The 18969-nt window shown below is 34.8% G+C and carries 19 protein-coding genes and 5 tRNA genes; 20 read left to right on the top strand and 4 right to left on the bottom strand.

The annotated features are described in order from the left end of the window. Window positions 1–177: 177 nt before the first annotated feature. The 4 genes from G581_RS0100395 to G581_RS10060 are packed head-to-tail and all read left to right on the top strand — an operon-like array spanning window position 178 to window position 3312. Window positions 178–906, top strand: coding sequence for a pyridoxine 5'-phosphate synthase (locus G581_RS0100395; protein WP_028844127.1), 729 nt, complete (start codon window positions 178–180; stop codon window positions 904–906). Then, complete coding sequence (xseA, locus tag G581_RS11440) at window positions 899–2365, top strand: exodeoxyribonuclease VII large subunit (protein ID WP_028844126.1); 1467 nt, start codon at window positions 899–901, stop codon at window positions 2363–2365. Before G581_RS0100395 ends, xseA begins: the two co-directional genes overlap by 8 nt. After that, complete coding sequence (gene xseB / locus G581_RS0100385; RefSeq protein ID WP_028844125.1) at window positions 2343–2564, top strand: exodeoxyribonuclease VII small subunit; 222 nt, start codon at window positions 2343–2345, stop codon at window positions 2562–2564. Before xseA ends, xseB begins: the two co-directional genes overlap by 23 nt. Window position 2565: 1 nt before the next feature. After that, window positions 2566–3312 carry an RNA methyltransferase gene (locus G581_RS10060; protein WP_051178579.1) on the top strand — a complete coding sequence of 249 codons (747 nt, stop codon included), beginning with the start codon at window positions 2566–2568 and terminating at the stop codon, window positions 3310–3312. Between the two features lie 17 nt (window positions 3313–3329). Here G581_RS10060 and G581_RS0100375 read toward each other — a convergent pair whose 3' ends face one another. Next, a complete protein-coding gene (locus tag G581_RS0100375) occupies window positions 3330–4724 on the bottom strand; it encodes an alginate export family protein (RefSeq protein ID WP_028844124.1) in 1395 nt (464 codons plus the stop codon). A gap of 115 nt (window positions 4725–4839) precedes the next feature. Here G581_RS0100375 and G581_RS0100370 point away from each other — a divergent pair, with 115 nt between their 5' ends. The 11 genes from G581_RS0100370 to G581_RS0100320 all read left to right on the top strand — a co-directional run bounded on the left by G581_RS0100370 (window position 4840) and on the right by G581_RS0100320 (window position 15247). Beyond that, window positions 4840–5070 (top strand): HP1242/YdcH family protein, encoded by a 231-nt coding sequence (locus G581_RS0100370; protein WP_028844123.1) that lies wholly within the window; start codon window positions 4840–4842, stop codon window positions 5068–5070. Beyond that, window positions 5067–6719, top strand: a complete 1653-nt coding sequence (gene ilvD, locus G581_RS0100365) for a dihydroxy-acid dehydratase (protein WP_028844122.1) — start codon at window positions 5067–5069, stop codon at window positions 6717–6719. The genes G581_RS0100370 and ilvD overlap by 4 nt, the downstream gene beginning before the upstream one ends. 49 nt (window positions 6720–6768) lie before the next feature. Beyond that, a tRNA-Leu gene (locus G581_RS0100360) sits at window positions 6769–6854 on the top strand. A gap of 22 nt (window positions 6855–6876) precedes the next feature. Continuing rightward, window positions 6877–7737: a UTP--glucose-1-phosphate uridylyltransferase GalU gene (gene galU, locus G581_RS0100355; RefSeq protein ID WP_028844121.1), complete on the top strand. Its 861-nt coding sequence runs from the start codon at window positions 6877–6879 to the stop codon at window positions 7735–7737. A gap of 95 nt (window positions 7738–7832) precedes the next feature. Then, window positions 7833–10247 carry an endopeptidase La gene (gene lon / locus G581_RS10055; RefSeq protein ID WP_038064448.1) on the top strand — a complete coding sequence of 805 codons (2415 nt, stop codon included), beginning with the start codon at window positions 7833–7835 and terminating at the stop codon, window positions 10245–10247. Window positions 10248–10252: 5 nt separating this feature from the next. Next, complete coding sequence (thiL, locus tag G581_RS0100345) at window positions 10253–11263, top strand: thiamine-phosphate kinase (RefSeq protein WP_028844120.1); 1011 nt, start codon at window positions 10253–10255, stop codon at window positions 11261–11263. After that, entirely contained in the window at window positions 11260–12579 is a 1320-nt protein-coding gene (rimO, locus tag G581_RS0100340) for a 30S ribosomal protein S12 methylthiotransferase RimO (RefSeq protein ID WP_028844119.1), read from the top strand. The genes thiL and rimO overlap by 4 nt, the downstream gene beginning before the upstream one ends. Beyond that, window positions 12576–13406: a site-2 protease family protein gene (locus tag G581_RS10050; RefSeq protein WP_051178577.1), complete on the top strand. Its 831-nt coding sequence runs from the start codon at window positions 12576–12578 to the stop codon at window positions 13404–13406. The genes rimO and G581_RS10050 overlap by 4 nt, the downstream gene beginning before the upstream one ends. Window positions 13407–13410: 4 nt before the next feature. Then, window positions 13411–14316 carry a tRNA (guanosine(46)-N7)-methyltransferase TrmB gene (trmB, locus tag G581_RS0100330; protein WP_028844118.1) on the top strand — a complete coding sequence of 302 codons (906 nt, stop codon included), beginning with the start codon at window positions 13411–13413 and terminating at the stop codon, window positions 14314–14316. Beyond that, a complete protein-coding gene (locus G581_RS0100325; RefSeq protein ID WP_028844117.1) occupies window positions 14313–14726 on the top strand; it encodes a response regulator in 414 nt (137 codons plus the stop codon). Before trmB ends, G581_RS0100325 begins: the two co-directional genes overlap by 4 nt. 20 nt (window positions 14727–14746) lie before the next feature. After that, complete coding sequence (locus tag G581_RS0100320) at window positions 14747–15247, top strand: tetratricopeptide repeat protein (protein ID WP_028844116.1); 501 nt, start codon at window positions 14747–14749, stop codon at window positions 15245–15247. Here the strand turns inward: G581_RS0100320 and G581_RS0100315 are convergent. Genes G581_RS0100315 through G581_RS0100305 form a run of 3 tightly spaced genes read right to left on the bottom strand, consistent with a single transcriptional unit; the run spans window position 15244 to window position 17268 of the window. Then, window positions 15244–16191, bottom strand: coding sequence for an inorganic phosphate transporter (locus tag G581_RS0100315; protein WP_028844115.1), 948 nt, complete (start codon window positions 16189–16191; stop codon window positions 15244–15246). The genes G581_RS0100320 and G581_RS0100315 overlap by 4 nt on opposite strands. Before the next feature lie 41 nt (window positions 16192–16232). Then, a complete protein-coding gene (locus G581_RS0100310; RefSeq protein WP_028844114.1) occupies window positions 16233–16865 on the bottom strand; it encodes a TIGR00153 family protein in 633 nt (210 codons plus the stop codon). Between the two features lies 1 nt (window position 16866). Then, window positions 16867–17268 (bottom strand): CBS domain-containing protein, encoded by a 402-nt coding sequence (locus G581_RS0100305; RefSeq protein ID WP_028844113.1) that lies wholly within the window; start codon window positions 17266–17268, stop codon window positions 16867–16869. Window positions 17269–17366: 98 nt separating this feature from the next. Here G581_RS0100305 and G581_RS0100300 point away from each other — a divergent pair. The 5 genes from G581_RS0100300 (at window position 17367) to tuf (ending at window position 18967) form a co-directional block, all read left to right on the top strand. Further along, window positions 17367–17439, top strand: a tRNA-Thr gene (locus tag G581_RS0100300). A 33-nt stretch (window positions 17440–17472) separates the two neighbouring features. Further along, a tRNA-Tyr gene (locus tag G581_RS0100295) sits at window positions 17473–17555 on the top strand. Window positions 17556–17563: 8 nt separating this feature from the next. Continuing rightward, window positions 17564–17635 (top strand) — tRNA-Gly (locus G581_RS0100290). Between the two features lie 7 nt (window positions 17636–17642). Further along, window positions 17643–17715, top strand: a tRNA-Thr gene (locus G581_RS0100285). Window positions 17716–17767: 52 nt separating this feature from the next. Continuing rightward, entirely contained in the window at window positions 17768–18967 is a 1200-nt protein-coding gene (tuf, locus tag G581_RS0100280; RefSeq protein ID WP_028844112.1) for an elongation factor Tu, read from the top strand. Window positions 18968–18969: the final 2 nt, after the last annotated feature.

The following is an 18969-nucleotide window of genomic DNA, read 5'->3' as shown; positions in this document are numbered from 1 at the left end:
GAGCTTATATTATACCTGAAATTAAACAGATTTTAAATGCTTCATATTTTTCAAAAATTGTTTTTTATAAGATTGTTGGGATCTGATATTATTAAACTTTAATAGCTAAGTTCTTGTTTTGTCATCGATGCAGGGAAAGTGATATAATCAAATCAATTAGGCATTAGGAGGTTTTAAATGGTGCTTTTAGGAGTAAATATTGACCATGTTGCAACTGTCAGACAGGCAAGAAAAACTTTTGAGCCCGATCCTGTAATGGCTGCAACTCTTGCAATAATTGGAGGCGCAGATGGAATAACAGTTCACTTAAGGGAAGACCGCAGACATGCGCAGGATAGAGACTTGAAAATTCTCAGAGATGTTGTTCCATGTGAACTTAATCTTGAAATGGCTGCAACTGAGGAGATGATAGAGATTGCTTTAGCTGTAAAACCTGATATGGTAACGATTGTTCCTGAAAAAAGGCAGGAGTTGACAACAGAGGGTGGGCTGAATGTTCTTGATCTCAGAGATTCCCTCAAAGAAGTAATAAAGAAAATCAAAGATGGAGGAATTCCTGTAAGTCTTTTTATTAATCCAGATAGGGTTGATATTGAATGTTCAAAAAAAATTGGTGTAGATATGGTTGAAATTCATACTGGATATTATTCTGAGACAAGACGACAAGCTCAGCTAAAGGAGCTTGAAAGAATTAAAGATGCGGTTGCCTATGCTCTAAATATGGGACTTAAAGTAAATGCTGGACATGGACTTAATTATTATAATGTAAAACGAGTTGCAGCAATCAGAGGCTTGAGAGGATTGTATATTGGGCATAGTATAATTTCAAGGGCTGTTCTTATTGGTATTGAAGAGGCTGTGAGAGAGATGAAAAAATTGATTAAAGAGGCATGCATGGATGTTTGATGTAGATATTACATACCAGAGTCTTTCAGAATATTTAAACGAGATTCGGGAACTGATACAGGAAGTAACTGATTATCAATGGGTTGTTGCTGAAATTGCAAAGATAGATTCTGATAAAAACGGGCATTACTGGATTGATCTTGTTGAAAAGAAAGATGATCAGATTATTGCTCAGTGTGGTGCTGTTTTATGGCGTAGTAATGTTGAAACAATCCAGAACTTTTTTCTGAAAACAGGAATTGAACTTCAGAAGGGAATCAAAATTCTTTTTCTTGCCAAAGCAACTTTTCATGAAAAATACGGATTCAAATTAAGCATTATCAGAATTGATCCTTCATTTACTCTTGGTGAGATGGCTTTAAAGAGAAAGGAGGTTATTGAAAGACTTACACGTGAAGGTTTGATTGATAAAAATAAACTTATTGAACTTCCTCTTGTTATTCAAAAAATTGCCATTGTATCAAGTGAATCTGCTGCTGGATATGAAGATTTTCTAAAAATTTTAAAAGAAAATAAACATGGATTTAAATTTTATATAAAGCTTTTTGATGCCTATGTTCAGGGAGAATCTGCTGTTAATTCTTTAATTAATGCTCTTGAAAGATGCATGCTTGAGATAAAGAACTTTGATGTTGTTGTCATGATCAGAGGAGGCGGTTCAGTGGTTGATTTACAATGTTTTAATGACTATGAATTGGCGAGAAATATTGCTTTAATGCCAATTCCTGTACTCACTGGTATAGGACATACAAGGGATGAGACAGTGGCGGACTATGTTGCGTGGCAAAGCTTTAAAACTCCATCTGAGCTTGCAAAGTTTATTGTTGATAAAGCTTTTAGCTATGATTCAAAAATTGATTATTTTGGTAAAATGATATTACATAGATCAGAGTCAATTATTAAAATGGAGATTTCAAAAAATCAGAGTATAAAAGAAAGATTCAGAACTTCAACACAAAATTGTATTGAGAGGCTTGATGGTAAAATAAATCTCAAACTAAACGAAATTTATAACAGTGTACTTAAAAAATTGCACAGTCAGCAAGAAAATATTTATTCGTTAAGGCATGAACTGAATAAAAGCATAAATCGTTGTTTCAAAATTCAGGAGGTTAACCTCAATAATATTAATAACAAGATAAGGATTAAAGTTGTAGAGCATGTCAATAATGGTAATTTTAAGTTACAGTCATATATGAAAAATCTTAAAGTCAGCATTAAAAATATTCTTATGATTAAAGATATGAAAATCGATAGAATCAGGGAAAAACTCTATCTTTTAAGTCCTGAGAACATTCTTAAAAGAGGTTATAGCATTACATACTTAAACGGTAAAGTTTTAAAAAGCTCTGAAGATGTATCTGTTGGATATGAAGTTCAGATACAGCTTTATAAAGGAAAAATTGCAGGTAAAGTAATTACTAAGGAGGAAGACATTGGAGAATCTAAGTTATTCTAAAGCAATGAAAGAGATTGAAGACATTCTAAAGTATATAGAAGCTCAGGAAGTGGATGTTGATATTCTGGTTGAAAAAGTAAAAAGAGCAACAGAATTAATTCGTTTTTGCAAGAATAAATTAAGAACCGCAGAAGAAGAGCTTCAGAAAACACTTGTAGAACTTGAAGAACCGGTTTCTCCTGAAGAGGAACCTTTTTAAAATGAGCTGGAAAGATAATGTTTATTTTGTTCTGGTAGAGACAAAGGAAAGTGGGAATATTGGCGCAGCTTCAAGGGCGATAAAAAATATGGGATTTACGAAGCTTGTACTTATAAATCCTGCTGATTTAACAGATGAAGCATACTGTATGGCATGGAGAAGTAAGGATATTATTGAAAAGGCTGAAATATACAGTAATCTGGATTTTGCTTTAAAAGACAAATCACTGGTAACAGGAACAACTCGCAGGCGAGGCTCAAAAAGAGGAGCAATTGTTGATATAAAAGATGGAGTTAAGAGAATTTATGATGTTGCTCAGAATAATAAAGTGGCCATACTGTTTGGAAGAGAGGATAAAGGACTATTTAATGAAGAAGTTGAAAGATGCGGATATCTCATGACTATTCCTACATCAAACGCTCAACCATCTCTTAATTTAAGTCAGGCTGTTTTAATTACCGCCTATGAACTTATGAGATGTGAAGAATTGAAAGATTATCATATAGAAAGACAGTTTTATGTGGATCAGTCTGAACTCAATAAGCTTTATGAGAGACTTTTCCAAGTATTAAAAAAAATTGGTTATATATCAGAAAACAGAGATATTGAAAATAGATTGATAAATAATTTCAGACATTTTTTTGGCAGGACAGGACTCACATTCTGGGAGCTTAAACTACTTCATGGGCTTTGCACTCATATAGAGGAATTATTAACGCATAACTATCAATACAAAGGTGATTTTTAAAAAATTTTATAATTTCATTACATTTTATACTGCAATTGCCATCTTATAAAAGTTGCTCTCCGTGCATTTTTATAGAAATCTCCTGGATCAAAATACTCTACCTGGAGCATTCCATCAAAAGCTTTTGTGAAATTATAGTTTGCAATGAATGCATATAAATCACCTCTGTTTTTACCATCATTTGTAAACATATTTTGGTATGTTCCGGATGTTATGTTTGATTTTTTATCAGCCCATAAATGCTGATATGATAGTTTTATTGTCATATCTTTTAATGGTTTAACTTTGAGATTTGTAATCAAGGCTTTTAAATTTGTCCAGTAACCTGGAACTGGTCCTCCTTTGTTTGCTGTTTCAGGTATTAAAGTATAAATTAAAAGCTCATTCCACTGAGGAGCTCTTGAAAAAACGGGATTAAATCCTTCATCTTTATTTGAAGTTCCTCTTTTATCACCTGATAGATAAATATAACCAACCTCTAATGCCGGAGTAACAGGACAGTTTTTAATGAGATATTCAGCAAAACTATATCCACCAATCCCGCTTCTGTCCTGACCATGTTTGTATTTTCCATCCTGAGTTGCAATTTCACCTCGTAGAGAAAAAGAATCCATTTTAAATACCGCTCTTATACCAAATGTATTTACATAGCTTTCTTTAATGACATCATAGGCTTCTTCTTTTTTATATATATAATAGGGTTCAATGTTAAATTTAGCTGTAATTCTATGTCTTCCATAAATCCAGAAACCCTGTTCATTTGAACCAGTCAGTCTTCTTTTATGGTGAATGTAAACGCCTCCAGAACTTTTATCATAGTATGAAGGATGAATAATAGGAAGATATATATCAGTTTTAGGATCTGAAACATAAGCGATGTCAACTGAATGACCATCTGCAATGCTTACTGTTGCCTTTATAGCGTTGAAATAATATGTTCTTGAACCATCTCCTGGCGTTCCATCAACAATTACAAAACCTTCGCCATAGATGTCCTTACCTAGAAAATCCTGTCTTCCAATTCTTAAATTAACCGGTAAGTCAAATGGCTTTTTTACATCAAAATAAAGATTGTCTATTAAAACTTCATCCTGATCAAATCTCTTTTTGTTTGTTTCGTTGTCAAGTATTAAGCGATAGGGACCTGTATAATACCGTGGCTCAGTTGTAATTCTGATATAACTACCGAAATTTTCATTGAATTTAATATTATCCCAGAGTTGAATTCTCAATCGGAAAAAGTTTCTGTCTGGCTGTGCCGTAGGTGTTGTTCCGAGATCAACAACATTGTCCCATATTTCCTGTCTCAATCTTATAGATGCACCCGGTTCATTTTCCATTGCAAAACACAAGGAATAAGAGAAATTAATAAAAAAAATAAGTAAAAGAAAAAATCTGAAAAATTGTTTCATACATCCTCCGGGAATAAAAAAATGAGAGAAATTATAACATAAAAGGAAAAAATTTTTTACCAATTTTTCCCTTTTATGTTGTAAAATGTTAAAAAACATCCTTAGGAGGTATTCTATGAAAGAAGAAGATATCATTGAAATTTTAAAAAGAGAGAATGAAGAATTTCGAAAACTTTATGAGGAACACAGGCATCTTGACAGTCTTCTTGATGAGATGAATAAGAAGGCTTATTTAACTCCGGAAGAAGAGATTGAGAAAAAGAGAATGCAAAAAGAGAAGCTTTACAAAAAAGATAAAATGGCAGAGATGATAAGACAGTATAAAATGAAGGGGGATAGTAAGTGAGAAGTGATAGTATCAAAAAAGGGCCTGAAAGGATGCCTCATAGAGCACTTCTTTATGCAACAGGGATTCCCAAAAGTCAGATAAATAAACCTTTTATTGGTGTTGCCACAAGTTTTACAGACATAATACCAGGACATATTTCAATGAATGAGCTTGGCCGATTCATTGAAAAAGGAATTCATACCGGAGGAGGCTATCCTTTCTTTTTCGGTATTCCAGGTATCTGTGATGGAATAGCCATGGGACATAAGGGTATGAGATATTCATTAGCCTCAAGAGAGTTGATAGCTGATATGATTGAATGTATAGTAGAGGCGCACCAGTTTGATGGAATAGTACTTCTTACAAACTGCGATAAAATTACTCCTGGAATGCTTATGGCGGCTGCAAGACTTGATATTCCAGCCATTGTTCTTACCGCAGGTCCCATGCTTGCAGGTTTTTATAAGGGCCAAAGACGAAATCTCACATCTGACACATTTGAAGCTGTCGGAAAGTTAAAAAAAGGGTTTCTTACAGAACAGGATTTTGAAGCCCTGGAACAGTGTGCATGTCCAACAGCCGGTTCATGCCAGGGAATGTATACAGCCAATACAATGGCATGTGTTACAGAGACTCTGGGACTCAGTCTTCCAGGCGTTGCTGCCACTCCGGCTGTTATGTCAGAAAAGCGCAGACTTGCTTTTGAAACAGGAGTAAAAATTGTTGAATTAATTAAAAAGAAACTCAATGCCAGGAAGATTCTCACAAAACAGGCATTTTACAACGCCATTACAGTGGATATGGCTCTTGGAGGTTCAACAAATACTGTACTTCATATAAAAGCAATTGCCCATGAAGCAGGAGTAAATCTTCCACTTGAAGTATTTGATGAGCTAAGCCGAAAAACCCCTCATATTGTTAATATAATCCCCTCGGGAGAGCATTATGCAGAAGACCTATACAGAGCTGGAGGCATTCCTGCGGTTTTAAAGAGACTTCAGGATAAGCTATATTCAAGTTTAACAGTATCTGGATTTGATATAAAAGACATAGCCAGAGAGGCTGAAATTTATGATGAGGATGTAATCAGACCTCTTAAGAGCGCCTATCATAAAGAGGGTGGCGTTGCTGTACTTAAAGGCAATCTCGCGCCTGATGGTTCAGTGGTGAAACAAACCGCTGTTTCTCCTAAAATGTTTAAATTTGAAGGAACTGCCCGCTGTTTTGACTCTGAGGAAGAGGCAATGCAGGCAATTCTTGATGGCAGAATTAAAGAGGGTGACGTAATTGTAATAAGATATGAAGGACCATCTGGTGGTCCGGGAATGCGTGAAATGCTTTCTCCAACAGGGGCTATAACTGGCATGGGACTTAATGAATCAGTTGCTTTAATTACTGATGGTAGATTTTCAGGTGGAACTCGTGGCCCTTGCATTGGTCATGTTTCACCAGAGGCAACTCGCGGTGGGCCTATTGCTTTAGTGAAAGACGGAGATAGAATTTTAATCGATATACAAAAAAGAAAACTTGAGCTTCTTGTCACAGAAAGTGAACTTAATACTAGGCTTAAAACCTGGAGGCCTCCCAAACCAAAAGTCAATAAAGGATATTTACTGAGATACGCACGGATGGTCAGTTCTGCTGATAAGGGTGCGATAATGGAATAAGAGACAGTCTACTTGATTAAAATTTGATGTTTTTTGTATTTTAAAAGTAGCCGGAGTGGCGGAACTGGTAGACGCAAGGGACTTAAAATCCCTCGGAGGGTGACCTCCGTACGAGTTCGAGTCTCGTCTCCGGCATTATTTTTATATGGAGGCATGAATGATTAAGAAAGCTGTTTTACCTGTAGCAGGTCTTGGTACAAGATTTCTTCCGGCTACCAAGGCTTCTCCAAAGGAAATGCTTCCAATTCTTGATAAACCACTCATTCAGTATGCTGTTGAAGAGGCTGTAAAGGTCGGGATAGAAGAGTTTTTATTCATTACCGGTAAACACAAACGAGCTATTGAAGACCATTTTGATAAAGCCTATGAACTGGAGGAAAGACTTAAGAGGGCCGGTAAATATGATCTTTTAGAGAAGATAAACTGTTTCGAAAATCTTAATATTGCCTATATAAGACAGAAGGAACCTAAAGGGCTTGGAGATGCTATACTCTGTGCTAAACCATTTGTGAAGGACGAAGCATTTGTTGTAATTCTGAGTGATGACTTAATAGATCCGGACCATTCCGTTCTTCATGAGATGATAAAAATATATGAAGAAAAAAAAGCTCCAGTAATAGCTCTTGAAGCAGTTCCTTTAGAGGAAGTATCAAGATATGGAATTGTTTCAGGGAAAAAAATTGATGGTTATTATATAGTTGATAATTTGATTGAAAAACCCGAACCAGCTCATGCTCCTTCGAATCTTGCCATAATTGGAAGATATATATTAACACCGCAGATATTTAAGTATCTCGATAGTTTGCAACCTGGTAGAGGAGGAGAAATTCAACTAACTGATGCTTTAAAAGTTCTTTTAGACGAAACAGTCATTTATGGATACATTATTGAAGGCAAGAGATATGACGCAGGAGAAAAACTTGGTTATTTGAAAACAATAGTGGAGTTTGCTTTGAAAGACACTGAAATTTCTTATCAGTTTGTATCTTTTCTTAAAGACAAGTTTTCAAATCTGTAAGTTTATTTAAAGAAATTTTTTAAAAATATCAAAAATTCAGAAAAAATTGTTAAAATTAAAATGAAAAATTAAAAAATTTGTCCTCAGGGGGAAAAATGGATGAAATAAAAAAAGAAAAAGACGAACAAAATGATGAAAAGCAAGAGAATAAAGAAATAGAAATTCCTGAACAACTCCCAGTTTTAGCTGTAAGAGATATGGTAATTTTCCCTTACATGATTATTCCTCTCTTTGTTGGAAGAGAGATTTCTGTTAAAGCTGTGGAACATGCTTTAAATACAAATAGACTTATTCTTTTGCTTACTCAGAAGGATTTTAATGTTGAAACTCCGGAGCCTTCTGACCTCTATAATATTGGAACTGTTTGCATGATTATGAGAATGTTAAGACTTCCTGATGGAAGACTTAAGATTCTTGTTCAGGGACTCTCCAAGGCAAGAGCGTTGGAGTTCTCTCAGTTTGAAGGTTTTTATGTGGCAAAAATAGAAAAAATTGAGGATATTCAATTAAACGAGATAACGATTGAACATGAAGCTGTTATAAGGACAGTAAAGGAACAGCTTGAAAAAGTTATTTCTCTAGGGAAAAATATACCACCTGATGCCACTGTGATTATTGAAAATATTGATGATCCTGGAAGACTTTCAGACCTGATTGCATCCAATCTTGGTTTAAAAAGTTCTGAGGCACAGCAAATACTTGAGATTACCGATCCTATTGAGAGGTTAAATAAGATAAGAGAAATACTTAACAGAGAGATTCAACTGCTTACAATACAACAGAAAATAAAGCAAGAGGCAAGAGATGAAATAGACAAAACACAGAGAGAGTATTTTTTAAGAGAACAGCTTAAAGCCATACAGAAAGAACTCGGCGATATTGATGAAAAAGCAGAAGAAATAAATGAATTCAGGAGAAAAATTGAAGAAGCCAAAATGCCTGAGAAAGTTAGAGAAGAAGCTGAAAAGCAGCTTAAAAGACTTGAAAGGATGCATCCTGAATCTGCAGAGTCTGCTGTTATAAGAACATATTTGGAATGGCTTACTGAGCTTCCATGGTCTCGTTCAACCAAGGATCTCCTTGATATAAAAGCAGCAAAAGCAGTTCTTGATAAAGATCATTATGATCTTGAAAAAGTTAAGGAAAGAATACTTGAATATCTAAGTGTAAGAAAGCTTAAAGAAAAAATGAAAGGTCCAATCCTTTGCTTTATTGGACCTCCTGGAGTGGGGAAAACATCTCTTGGTCGTTCTATTGCAAAGGCTTTAGGAAGAGAGTTTGTAAGGATTTCTCTTGGTGGAGTGAGGGATGAGGCTGAAATAAGAGGGCATAGAAGAACTTATGTTGGTGCACTTCCAGGCAGAATTATTCAGGGTATCAGACAGGCAGGCACAAACAATCCTGTATTTATGCTTGATGAGATAGATAAACTTGGAATGGATTTCAGAGGAGATCCTTCTTCTGCACTTCTTGAAGTTCTTGATCCTGAGCAGAATAACAGTTTTGTTGACCACTACCTTGGTGTTCCTTTTGATTTAAGCAATGTTATGTTTATATGCACAGGAAATATTGCAGATACGATTCCATCTGCACTCAGAGACAGAATGGAGATTATCTATCTTTCCGGTTACACAGAGGAGGAAAAACTTCAAATTGCAAAGAGATATCTTATACCAAAACAGCTTGAAGAGCATGGATTGAATTCTTCAATATTAAAAATCAGTGATAAAGCTATAAGATACATAATAAGTCATTATACAAGAGAAGCAGGAGTTAGAAATCTTGAAAGAGAAATAGCTAACCTATGTAGAAAGGTTGCAAAATATATTGCCGAGGATAAAAAACAAAAATTTTACATAACTCCTCAAAAAGTCTACAGATTTCTTGGTGCTCCAAAGTATCTTCCTGAAGAAGAGTTGAAAAAAGAAGAAGTTGGAGTTGCTACAGGACTTGCCTGGACAGAAGCTGGAGGAGATGTAATATATGTTGAAGCAACAATTATGAAAGGCAAGGGTAACTTGATTCTTACAGGACAGCTTGGAGAGGTTATGAAAGAGTCTGCTCAGGCAGCATTAAGTTATGTAAAATCAAAGTCTAAAGAGTTAAATATTGATGAACAACTTTTCAGCACAATGGATTTACACATACATGTTCCTGCAGGTGCTATTCCCAAAGATGGTCCTTCAGCAGGTATAACAATGGCATCAGCAATAGCATCTGTTTTTACAGGTAAGCCTTTAAGAAAAGATGTTGCAATGACAGGAGAGATTACATTACGGGGAAGAGTTCTTCCAATTGGAGGATTAAAAGAAAAAGTGCTTGCAGCGAAGAGAATGGGTATAAAAACAGTGATAATACCTAAAAGAAATAAGAAGGATCTTGAAGAACTGCCCAAATATGTGAAAGAGGGTCTTAAATTTATACTTGTTGAATCAATGGATGAAGTGTTAAAACATGTATTTTCTAAGTCTAAGACAAAAGCTCAAAAGAAAGAGCAAGTAACTGTCTGATATTAATGGAAAAAGATGAGTTAACCATTATAAAAGAAATACGGGATAGATTTTCATTCTCAGATAGTTCAGTGATTGGAATTGGAGATGATTCAGCAGTATTAAAGTTTATTAATTCTGCGCTTCTTACAACAGATCTCATGATTGAAGATATTCATTTTGATTTAAGCTACAGTTCTTTTTATCACCTCGGATTTAAGATTGTATCTGTTAATGTAAGTGATATCTACGCAATGGGTGGAGATTTTAAAGGATTTTTGTTTTCTCTGGGAATTCCTGAAACTATTGAAGATAATGATTTAAGGGAGCTATTTGATGGTATTGAAGATGCATTGAAACATTATGGAGGAATTTTAGTTGGCGGAGACCTCTCTAAAAGTGAAAAAGTTATTCTTTCAGGTTTTGCTACTGGAGAAACTGATAATCCTGTTTTAAGAAAAGGGGCAGAAGCAGGTGACTGGATTTTTATTACATCTTATCTCGGGCTATCCGCAGCAGGCCTTTATGCTTTGAAAAATTTTTCTGATGATGAAAAAAAAGTTATCAAATCAATCAGAAATTTTGAAAATTTCAAAGCATTTGATAGTAAATTTGTTGGTATAGATAGGATAGGTGAAGTCCTGCAGAGACATCTTCTGCCTCATGCAAGACAATCTCACCAATTTAGACATCTTGCAAAAGCGATGATGGATATAAGTGATGGATTGCTTATTGATTTATACAGACTCTGTGAAGAAAATAATGTTGGAGCCGAGATTTATATTGATAAACTTCCAGTTCATTCTGTTGTAACACGAGTTTCAGAGTGTTTAAGCCTTGATCCCATGAATCTAATACTTTCTGGTGGAGAAGATTATGAACTGCTTGTAGTTTCTCATAGAGAGGATATTGCTACATCATTTGGTCTAATTCCTGTGGGGCGAATCATTGAGGACAGAGGAATATATTTAATAGACCTGCTGAAAAGAAGAATACCAGCAAGGCCAGAAGGCTGGCAACATTTTCAACAAGTATGAGAACCTTTACAGTAATCACTCTTGGTTGCCCGAAAAATATAGTTGATTCACGACATTTAATAGATGCTTTAAAAAATGAAGGTTTCTCATATGTTGAAGAGTTCAAACAGGCAGACTTTGTACTCATAAATACCTGCTGTTTTATAAATGATGCAAAAGAAGAATCAATTGATGAAATATTACTGGCAGCGAAGTTTAAAAATGATAGAAAGCTCATTGTATTTGGTTGTCTTGCAAAAAGATACGGTCAGGAATTGAAAAAAGAAATTCCAGAAATTGATGCCATTGCAGGAGTAGATGATGCAGACAGTATTATAAATTATATGATGCAATTCAAGAAATTAACTGGTATTTCAAAGAGTTATACTTATACAGTTGAGCCATCAAGTTATCGATATATAAAGATTGCTGATGGTTGTAATCGAAGATGTACCTTCTGTATTATTCCGTCAATAAGAGGTTCTTTTAGAAGTGTAGAACCTGAAAAAATTTTAAGAGAGGCAGAATGTTTTATAAAATCTGGAATTAAGGAACTAATTCTTGTTGCCCAAGACATTACTCAATATGGTAAGGATTTAAAGGGATATTCTCTGAATAATCTTCTTAAGGATTTATGTAGTATTGAAGGCGATTTCTGGATAAGACTTCTTTATTTATATCCTACAGATATAGATAATTCATTGCTTCAGACAATTTCTGAAAATGAAAAAATTGTTAACTATCTCGATATTCCAATGCAGCATTCAGAGGAAAGAATATTAAGACTTATGGGCAGAACAGGAACAAAGAAGGAATATTTAAGAAAAATTCACGAGATTAGAGAAGCAATTCCTGGAATTACTCTTAGAAGCACATTTATTATAGGATTTCCTACTGAGACAGAAGATGAGTTTAATAGACTTGTTGATTTTATTGAAGATGTGCAGTTTGAACGTCTTGGAGTTTTTAAATACTCAAGAGAGGATGGAACAAAGGCATATAGTTTAAAAGGACAGATTCCAGATACGATTATAAACAGACGATATGATGAAATAATGTCAAGACAGGCATTGATTTCTTTTGAGAAAAATAGAAAGCTTGTCGGTAAGAAATATGATGCATTGATAGATTATATCGATGCTGATATGATAGTTGGAAGACTTTACTGCCATGCACCTGAGATAGATGGTGTGGTAATATTAGACAATGGTAACACTTTGCTTGAGAACGAAAATTCCAAAAAACTGAATATACTGGATTTGAAAGCAGGAGATAAGTTAAAAGTAGTTATAACTGAAGCGTATGAATATGATGTTAAAGGAGTTATAGTTTCATGAGAGAATATATTGTTCCTTTAATTCTTTTTATTGCTACAGTTTTTACGACTCTTTTTGCTGGTTCACTTCAGCAGGGTGTTAATCTATTTAAAGAGCCGTTACGGATTCTCGAGGGCTATCCCTTTTCAGTAAGTATAATGACAATACTGCTTGGACATGAAATGGGACATTTTTTTGCATCAAAAGCGCATAGAACAAAAGCAACGTTGCCTTATTTCATTCCTGCTCCATCAATAATTGGAACATTCGGCGCTTTTATAAAAATGAAGTCTCCTATTTTTACAAGAAAAGCACTTATTGATATAGGAGCAGCAGGTCCAATTGTAGGTTTTATTCTCTCTCTGATTGCTTGTATAATAGGGATTAAAATGTCAAAAGTTATTCCATTGACGGGTAACGAAGGAGATGCATTAATGCTTGGAGACTCCATTCTTTTTTTTGTACTTGTCAAGTTAATACTGGGAAATATTCCTCAAGGACATGATGTTGTTCTTCATTCAGTTGCTTTTGCTGGATGGATTGGACTTTTTGTTACTTCAATGAATCTTTTACCTGTTGGACAGCTTGATGGAGGACATATAGCATATGCTCTCTTTGGGAATTTGCATTCTCGTATTTCAAGAATTATCCTCTTTACGGTTGCAATTCTTGGAGTTTTTTTCTGGTATGGATGGCTTGTTTGGGCTATATTACTGTTATTCCTCGGAGTTGACCATCCTCCGATATTGGTATGGGAAAATAGGCTTAGTTTAAGTAGAAGAATGGTTGGTATTGCATCATTTATAATATTTTTGCTCACATTTACCCCCGCACCTTTTAAGTTTTAAGATTATGCAGAACTATATAGATTATCGTAACGTTATTAAACCTTTGTCTTTCAATAACTTTACTGTAGAAATCGGTTTTGGCTCAGGAGATTTTTTAGTTAAAATGGCAAAAGAAAACAGTAATGAGATATTTTTTGGTATAGAAAAATCATGGATACCCGTTAATAAACTTTTAAAGAAGTGCAATCGGGATAATCTCAATAATATTTTTTGCGTTAAACTTGATGCTTATTGGGCATTCCAGCTTTTGTTCGATGATGCTTCTGTGAAAAAAGTGCTTATTAACTATCCAGATCCATGGTTTAAGAAATCTCATATTAGTAGAAGACTTACAACAAGAGAAAAATTATATATTTATGCAAAAAAATTAGTTCAAACTGGCGAGATAAGAATTAGAAGCGATGATTATTTATTTGTAGAGTTTACATTGAAAGAGAGCAAACTCTTGCAATGTTTTTCATGCATTGTTTCAAATCCAGCAATAAACGAACCTGTTACAAAGTATGAAAAAAAATGGCTTTCAATGAACAAAGATATTTATGATATTATTCTGAAAAAAGAAAAAGAACCATTTCCTATAAAAATTAAGGAAATAAAGGAGATATTAGAATTGTTTCCAGTGAAAGTTTTGACAAAACAGATAAATATAAGTTCAATACTGTATCAAGAATTTAAAATAGAAGATAACCTTTATTTAAAATGCTTTTCTGCATGTAAAAATGAACAAAATTATACTATTGAAGCCGTGTTATTAGATAATGATTTTTTACAATCTTTCATAATTACCGTGAAGAAAAAAAACGATTATTTTATAATAGATGTGTCGCAATTCAGCGAGATTTTAAAAACTGAAGGCGTACAAAAAGCTTTACATTATCTTGCTCAAATACTTTTTAAGGAGACAATATGAAGAAAAAAGTTGTAATATGTGTTCAGAAAGATATAAGCAATGTTGTCAATTGGGCATTAAAAGAACTCACTGAAGTATCCACTCAGTATCTTGACCATCTGTATCAACTTGAAAAGACTTTTGAATCTGACAAAGATTTTTGCGGGATCATTATTGATTCTTTTATTGATGGTGAAAGTACTATTCCTTTTTTAGAAAAGCTAAGAGAGAAAGTAAAGATTAAAATTCTTTTAATAATCTCTCCAGACACTGCAAAACAGAATATAGTTAAACTCATCCAGGAGAAGAAAGTTGACAATGTTATAATAAAACCTTTTAACGCCAATCAGATAGTTGATGCAGTGGCAAAATTGTGCAATATAGCTAGATCCTCTGAAACTCCATGGTATATGTATACTAAACCTCAATAATTTTGGTATAATTCTATGCTATGGAACAAGAACTGACATTTGAGGAAAGACTTCAAGAAGCAAACTTACTTCTTCGATACAGCCAATATGAAGAAGCCTGTAGAATTTACAGTGAATTAATCAGAGAAAACTCACAAATACCGGAATTACATAACAATTATGGACTTGCTCTTTTTTATCTTAATAGATTTGACGAGGCAGTAGATGAATTCAGAAAAGCAGTTGAGCTTAATCACAACTTTGCATTGTCTTATATTAATATTGGACTTGTTTATTTAAATAGGGAAGAATATAATAACGCAGAAAACAGCTTTTTAAAGGCTCTTGACATTGATAATAAAAATCCTGAAACTCATTATAATCTGGCAGTAACTTACTATAGGATGGGCAGAAAGCCTGATGCAATAAAACACTATGAATCTTTTTTATCTTATGCTGCTGAAAATTATGACAAATTAAAAGTAAGCGTCCAAAGAATTATTGTCCAGATTAAAGAAAGTCTTGAATTAAATAATTCTTAAAAGTTTAAAATAAGATAAATAATTTTTGTACCCAGATAACTAATTAAAAAAGCCAAAGATGGAGCTAAAATCCAGTTTATAGCAATTCTTTTAATAAGAGAAAGTTTTACAGTGTGAATTCCTTTTGTTAAGCCAACTCCGGTAATACCACCTATGATACAGTAAGTTGTTGATACAGGCATTCCTAGAAATGTAAAGAATAAAACACTACATCCTGCACCAAATTGAGCAGCAAAACCTGAGTATGGATCTAATGTTGTAATGCCTTTGCCAACAGTTTCAATTACTCTGTGGCTTAAAAGCATTGCTCCTATGAAAAGCATTAATGCACTTATAAAAAATATATAGATTTTATTTGCTTCAGCTCCTGAATGCATCACTGGTCCAAGTACAGTGGCAAGCTCATTAGCACCTGTGTTATACGAAATTAATGCTCCGCTTATCAAAAGAAATATTCGCAGAAGTTTCTCAATTTGAAAGAATGAGAATCTGGAAATTGTTTTTTCAAGAATTTTATACAGTAAAAATGAAAAAATCACGGCTACAAAAGGTGATATTGCCCATGAAAGAAAAATTTTTGAAAATACTAAAAAATTTACCCTGGCATTTGCAGATACGGCAGAACCAATTAAACTCCCGGTTATTACTTGAGTAGTTGAAAGAGGAAGCCTGCGCCAGTTTGAAAATATAATTAAAGCTGCTGAAATAGTCAAAGCAATTATAATGATATTACAGTTCACATCTACAAGATTTTTACCAACTGTTTTCATAACGTTACTTCCCTGTAACATAATGCCGAAAAATACAAGTCCACCAAAAAACAGGATAGCTTTTTTTAATTTTATGATTCCTGAGCCAACACAGATGCTGAGTGCATTGGATGCATCATTGGATCCAATTCCAAAAGCAATAAGAATGCTCACTATAACAGCGATTTCTGTCATTCTCCCTCTTTTGTTATGAAGGTTTTGTCTTCAATAAGAACTTATCGTAAACTTACTTCAATTATGTAAAGATAATCGCTTGCATCTTCAATTAAATCGCTTATTTTGGAAATATAATCAACAAAATTTGAAACTGTTCTACCATCCCAGAAGTTTGTTATTTCAATTTTTTTTAATTTTTCTAAGATATCTAATTTAAGATCATCCACTTGTTTTTCATAAACTCTAATTGCAAGATTTTTATCTTTAATATCTCCTTTGTTTATCAGACTCTCAAATGCAATTAAAAGCAATTGGCATGCATTAATGTTTGCCGAAGCAATTTTTACGCATTCAGGTTCAATTAATTTATAAAATTCCATTTTTAAATCTCTAAATTCAACTGCTGCATCTTCTAAAATATCAAAAGCTTCATCTACCATTTCAATAAATCTACAAATATTAGGTCTTATAAATGGAAGGAATGCACCTTCGTGAATTGTAGAAATTATTTCTCTCCTGATTGAGTCTGCCTCTCTTTCTAAGTCTGCCACACAAAAAGTTGCTTCTGTATTTCCTGTAGTGATTGCACCTTTAAAACATTCGGTTGCAGAACATAAAATTTTTATGTGTATTTTAATATTTTCTATTACCTGTTTTTCTAATTTACCTCCAGAAATTATTTTTTTAAACATATTATAGTCTCCTTGCTTGCTCTATTAAACAGGCCTTCATCACATCTAATAAAGCTACAACTCCTATAATTTCTTTCCCTTCATGAACAAAAACTCTTGCAATATTAAATCTTTCCATAAGTGCAATGAGATGTTCTAACTCTGTTTCTTTATCGATGCTTATTACAGGTTTTGATGCAATTTCTTCTACTTTAATTTTATGTGGATTAAGATTTTTAGAAATTACCTTAAAAACAATATCTCTAACAGTTATAACACCATACACATCTTTCTCGTCTTTTGGAAGAACAATCAATGATCTAAGTCTTTTATCAACAAGTCTTTCAATTGCATCGTAAACCATTGCTTCAGGTCTGATTGTTTCAAGTTTGGTATTCATTATTTCTTTGACTTTGGTGCTCATTTTATTACCTCCGAAGGTTGTTTTTGTTAAAATATTATACAGGTTTCTATAAAAGTTGACAATCTTTTATAAAACTTCTTATATTATAAGTTATAAATGCCACCGTAGCTCAGTCGGCAGAGCAGCTGATTTGTAATCAGCGGGTCGGGGGTTCAAATCCCTTCGGTGGCTTGGAAGTTCTTAAAAAGGTTATAATATTCTGGTGGAGGGGTACCCGAGTGGCCAAAGGGGACAGGCTGTAAACCTGTTGGCGTCAGCCTTCGAAGGTTCGAATCCTTCCCCCTCCATATACAATGCGGGAATAGCTCAGCGGTAGAGCGTCAGCCTTCCAAGCTGAGGGTCGCGGGTTCAAATCCCGTTTCCCGCTTTTTTGTGCCCATGTAGCTCAGTCGGCAGAGCACGTCCTTGGTAAGGACGAGGCCACCGGTTCAATCCCGGTCATGGGCTTACGAAGTAAAAGTTTAACGAGATTGAAAAGATTTAATAAGGAGGGAAGGAAATGGGAAAGGCAAAATTTGAGAGGAAGAAGCCGCATGTAAATGTAGGTACGATAGGGCATATTGATCATGGCAAGACGACATTGACGGCAGCGATAACGAAGTATCTGGATTTAAAAGGCATGGCGCACTTTAAGAGTTATGACCAGATAGATAATGCACCTGAGGAGAAGGCGAGGGGAATAACGATAAGCACATCGCATGTAGAGTATGAGACAGACAAGAGGCATTATGCGCATGTAGACTGTCCTGGGCATGCAGACTACATAAAGAACATGATAACAGGTGCAGCGCAGATGGATGGAGCGATACTTGTAGTAGCGGCGAATGATGGACCGATGCCGCAGACGAGGGAGCACATTTTATTAGCGAGGCAGGTAGGGGTACCATACATAGTAGTATTTATGAACAAGACAGACATGGTAGATGATCCTGAGTTACTGGATTTAGTGGAGTTAGAAGTAAGGGAGCTATTGAGCAAGTATGGATTTCCAGGGGATGAGATACCGATAATAAGGGGGAGTGCATTAAAGGCATTGGAAAGTAGCAGCAAAGATCCCAATGCAGAGGAATACAAAGCAATACAAGAGTTACTGGATGCATTAGACAGCTATATACCAGAGCCACAGAGGCCAGTAGACAAGCCATTTTTAATGCCGATAGAAGATGTATTTACGATATCAGGAAGAGGGACAGTAGTAACAGGCAGAGTAGACAGAGGGATAATCAAAGTAGGAGATGAAGTAGAGATAGTAGGGTTAAGGGAGACGAGGAAGACAGTAGCGACAGGGTTAGAAATGTTTCGAAAGATACTGGATGAAGGAAGGGCAGGAGACAACATAGGGGTACTGTTGAGAGGGATAGGCAAGGAAGAAGTAGAGAGGGGCATGGTGTTAGCGAAGCCTGGAAGCATTACGCCGCATACTAAGTTCAAGGCAGAAGTGTATGTATTGACGAAAGAAGAAGGAGGGAGGCACACGCCATTTTTCAATGGATACAGGCCTCAGTTTTATTTCAGGACGACAGATGTAACAGGAGTGATAAAGTTACCAGAGGGAGTAGAGATGGTGATGCCAGGGGACAATGTGAATCTAACAGCTGAGTTAATAGCGCCGATAGCGATGGAAGAGGGATTGAGGTTTGCGATAAGAGAAGGTGGAAGAACAGTAGGTGCAGGTGTGGTTACAGAGGTGCTGGAGTAAAA

This window comes from Thermodesulfovibrio thiophilus DSM 17215 (genome assembly GCF_000423865.1).
Taxonomy (GTDB): Bacteria; Nitrospirota; Thermodesulfovibrionia; order Thermodesulfovibrionales; family Thermodesulfovibrionaceae; genus Thermodesulfovibrio; species Thermodesulfovibrio thiophilus.
The sequence above is the reverse complement of the archived record's forward strand: the minus strand, read 5'-3'. Positions and strand labels throughout refer to the sequence as shown.

Coding starts and splice junctions, on each gene's coding strand:
- G581_RS0100325 (WP_028844117.1), top strand. CDS start 14,313: ATGAAGAAAAAAGTTGTAATATGTGTTCAGAAAGATATAAGCAATGTT.
- G581_RS0100315 (WP_028844115.1), bottom strand. CDS start 16,191: ATGACAGAAATCGCTGTTATAGTGAGCATTCTTATTGCTTTTGGAATT.
- rimO (WP_028844119.1), top strand. CDS start 11,260: ATGAGAACCTTTACAGTAATCACTCTTGGTTGCCCGAAAAATATAGTT.
- tuf (WP_028844112.1), top strand. CDS start 17,768: ATGGGAAAGGCAAAATTTGAGAGGAAGAAGCCGCATGTAAATGTAGGT.
- xseA (WP_028844126.1), top strand. CDS start 899: ATGTTTGATGTAGATATTACATACCAGAGTCTTTCAGAATATTTAAAC.
- G581_RS10060 (WP_051178579.1), top strand. CDS start 2,566: ATGAGCTGGAAAGATAATGTTTATTTTGTTCTGGTAGAGACAAAGGAA.
- trmB (WP_028844118.1), top strand. CDS start 13,411: ATGCAGAACTATATAGATTATCGTAACGTTATTAAACCTTTGTCTTTC.
- G581_RS0100370 (WP_028844123.1), top strand. CDS start 4,840: ATGAAAGAAGAAGATATCATTGAAATTTTAAAAAGAGAGAATGAAGAA.
- lon (WP_038064448.1), top strand. CDS start 7,833: ATGGATGAAATAAAAAAAGAAAAAGACGAACAAAATGATGAAAAGCAA.
- G581_RS0100375 (WP_028844124.1), bottom strand. CDS start 4,724: ATGAAACAATTTTTCAGATTTTTTCTTTTACTTATTTTTTTTATTAAT.
- G581_RS10050 (WP_051178577.1), top strand. CDS start 12,576: ATGAGAGAATATATTGTTCCTTTAATTCTTTTTATTGCTACAGTTTTT.
- G581_RS0100395 (WP_028844127.1), top strand. CDS start 178: ATGGTGCTTTTAGGAGTAAATATTGACCATGTTGCAACTGTCAGACAG.
- G581_RS0100305 (WP_028844113.1), bottom strand. CDS start 17,268: ATGAGCACCAAAGTCAAAGAAATAATGAATACCAAACTTGAAACAATC.
- thiL (WP_028844120.1), top strand. CDS start 10,253: ATGGAAAAAGATGAGTTAACCATTATAAAAGAAATACGGGATAGATTT.
- G581_RS0100320 (WP_028844116.1), top strand. CDS start 14,747: ATGGAACAAGAACTGACATTTGAGGAAAGACTTCAAGAAGCAAACTTA.
- G581_RS0100310 (WP_028844114.1), bottom strand. CDS start 16,865: ATGTTTAAAAAAATAATTTCTGGAGGTAAATTAGAAAAACAGGTAATA.
- galU (WP_028844121.1), top strand. CDS start 6,877: ATGATTAAGAAAGCTGTTTTACCTGTAGCAGGTCTTGGTACAAGATTT.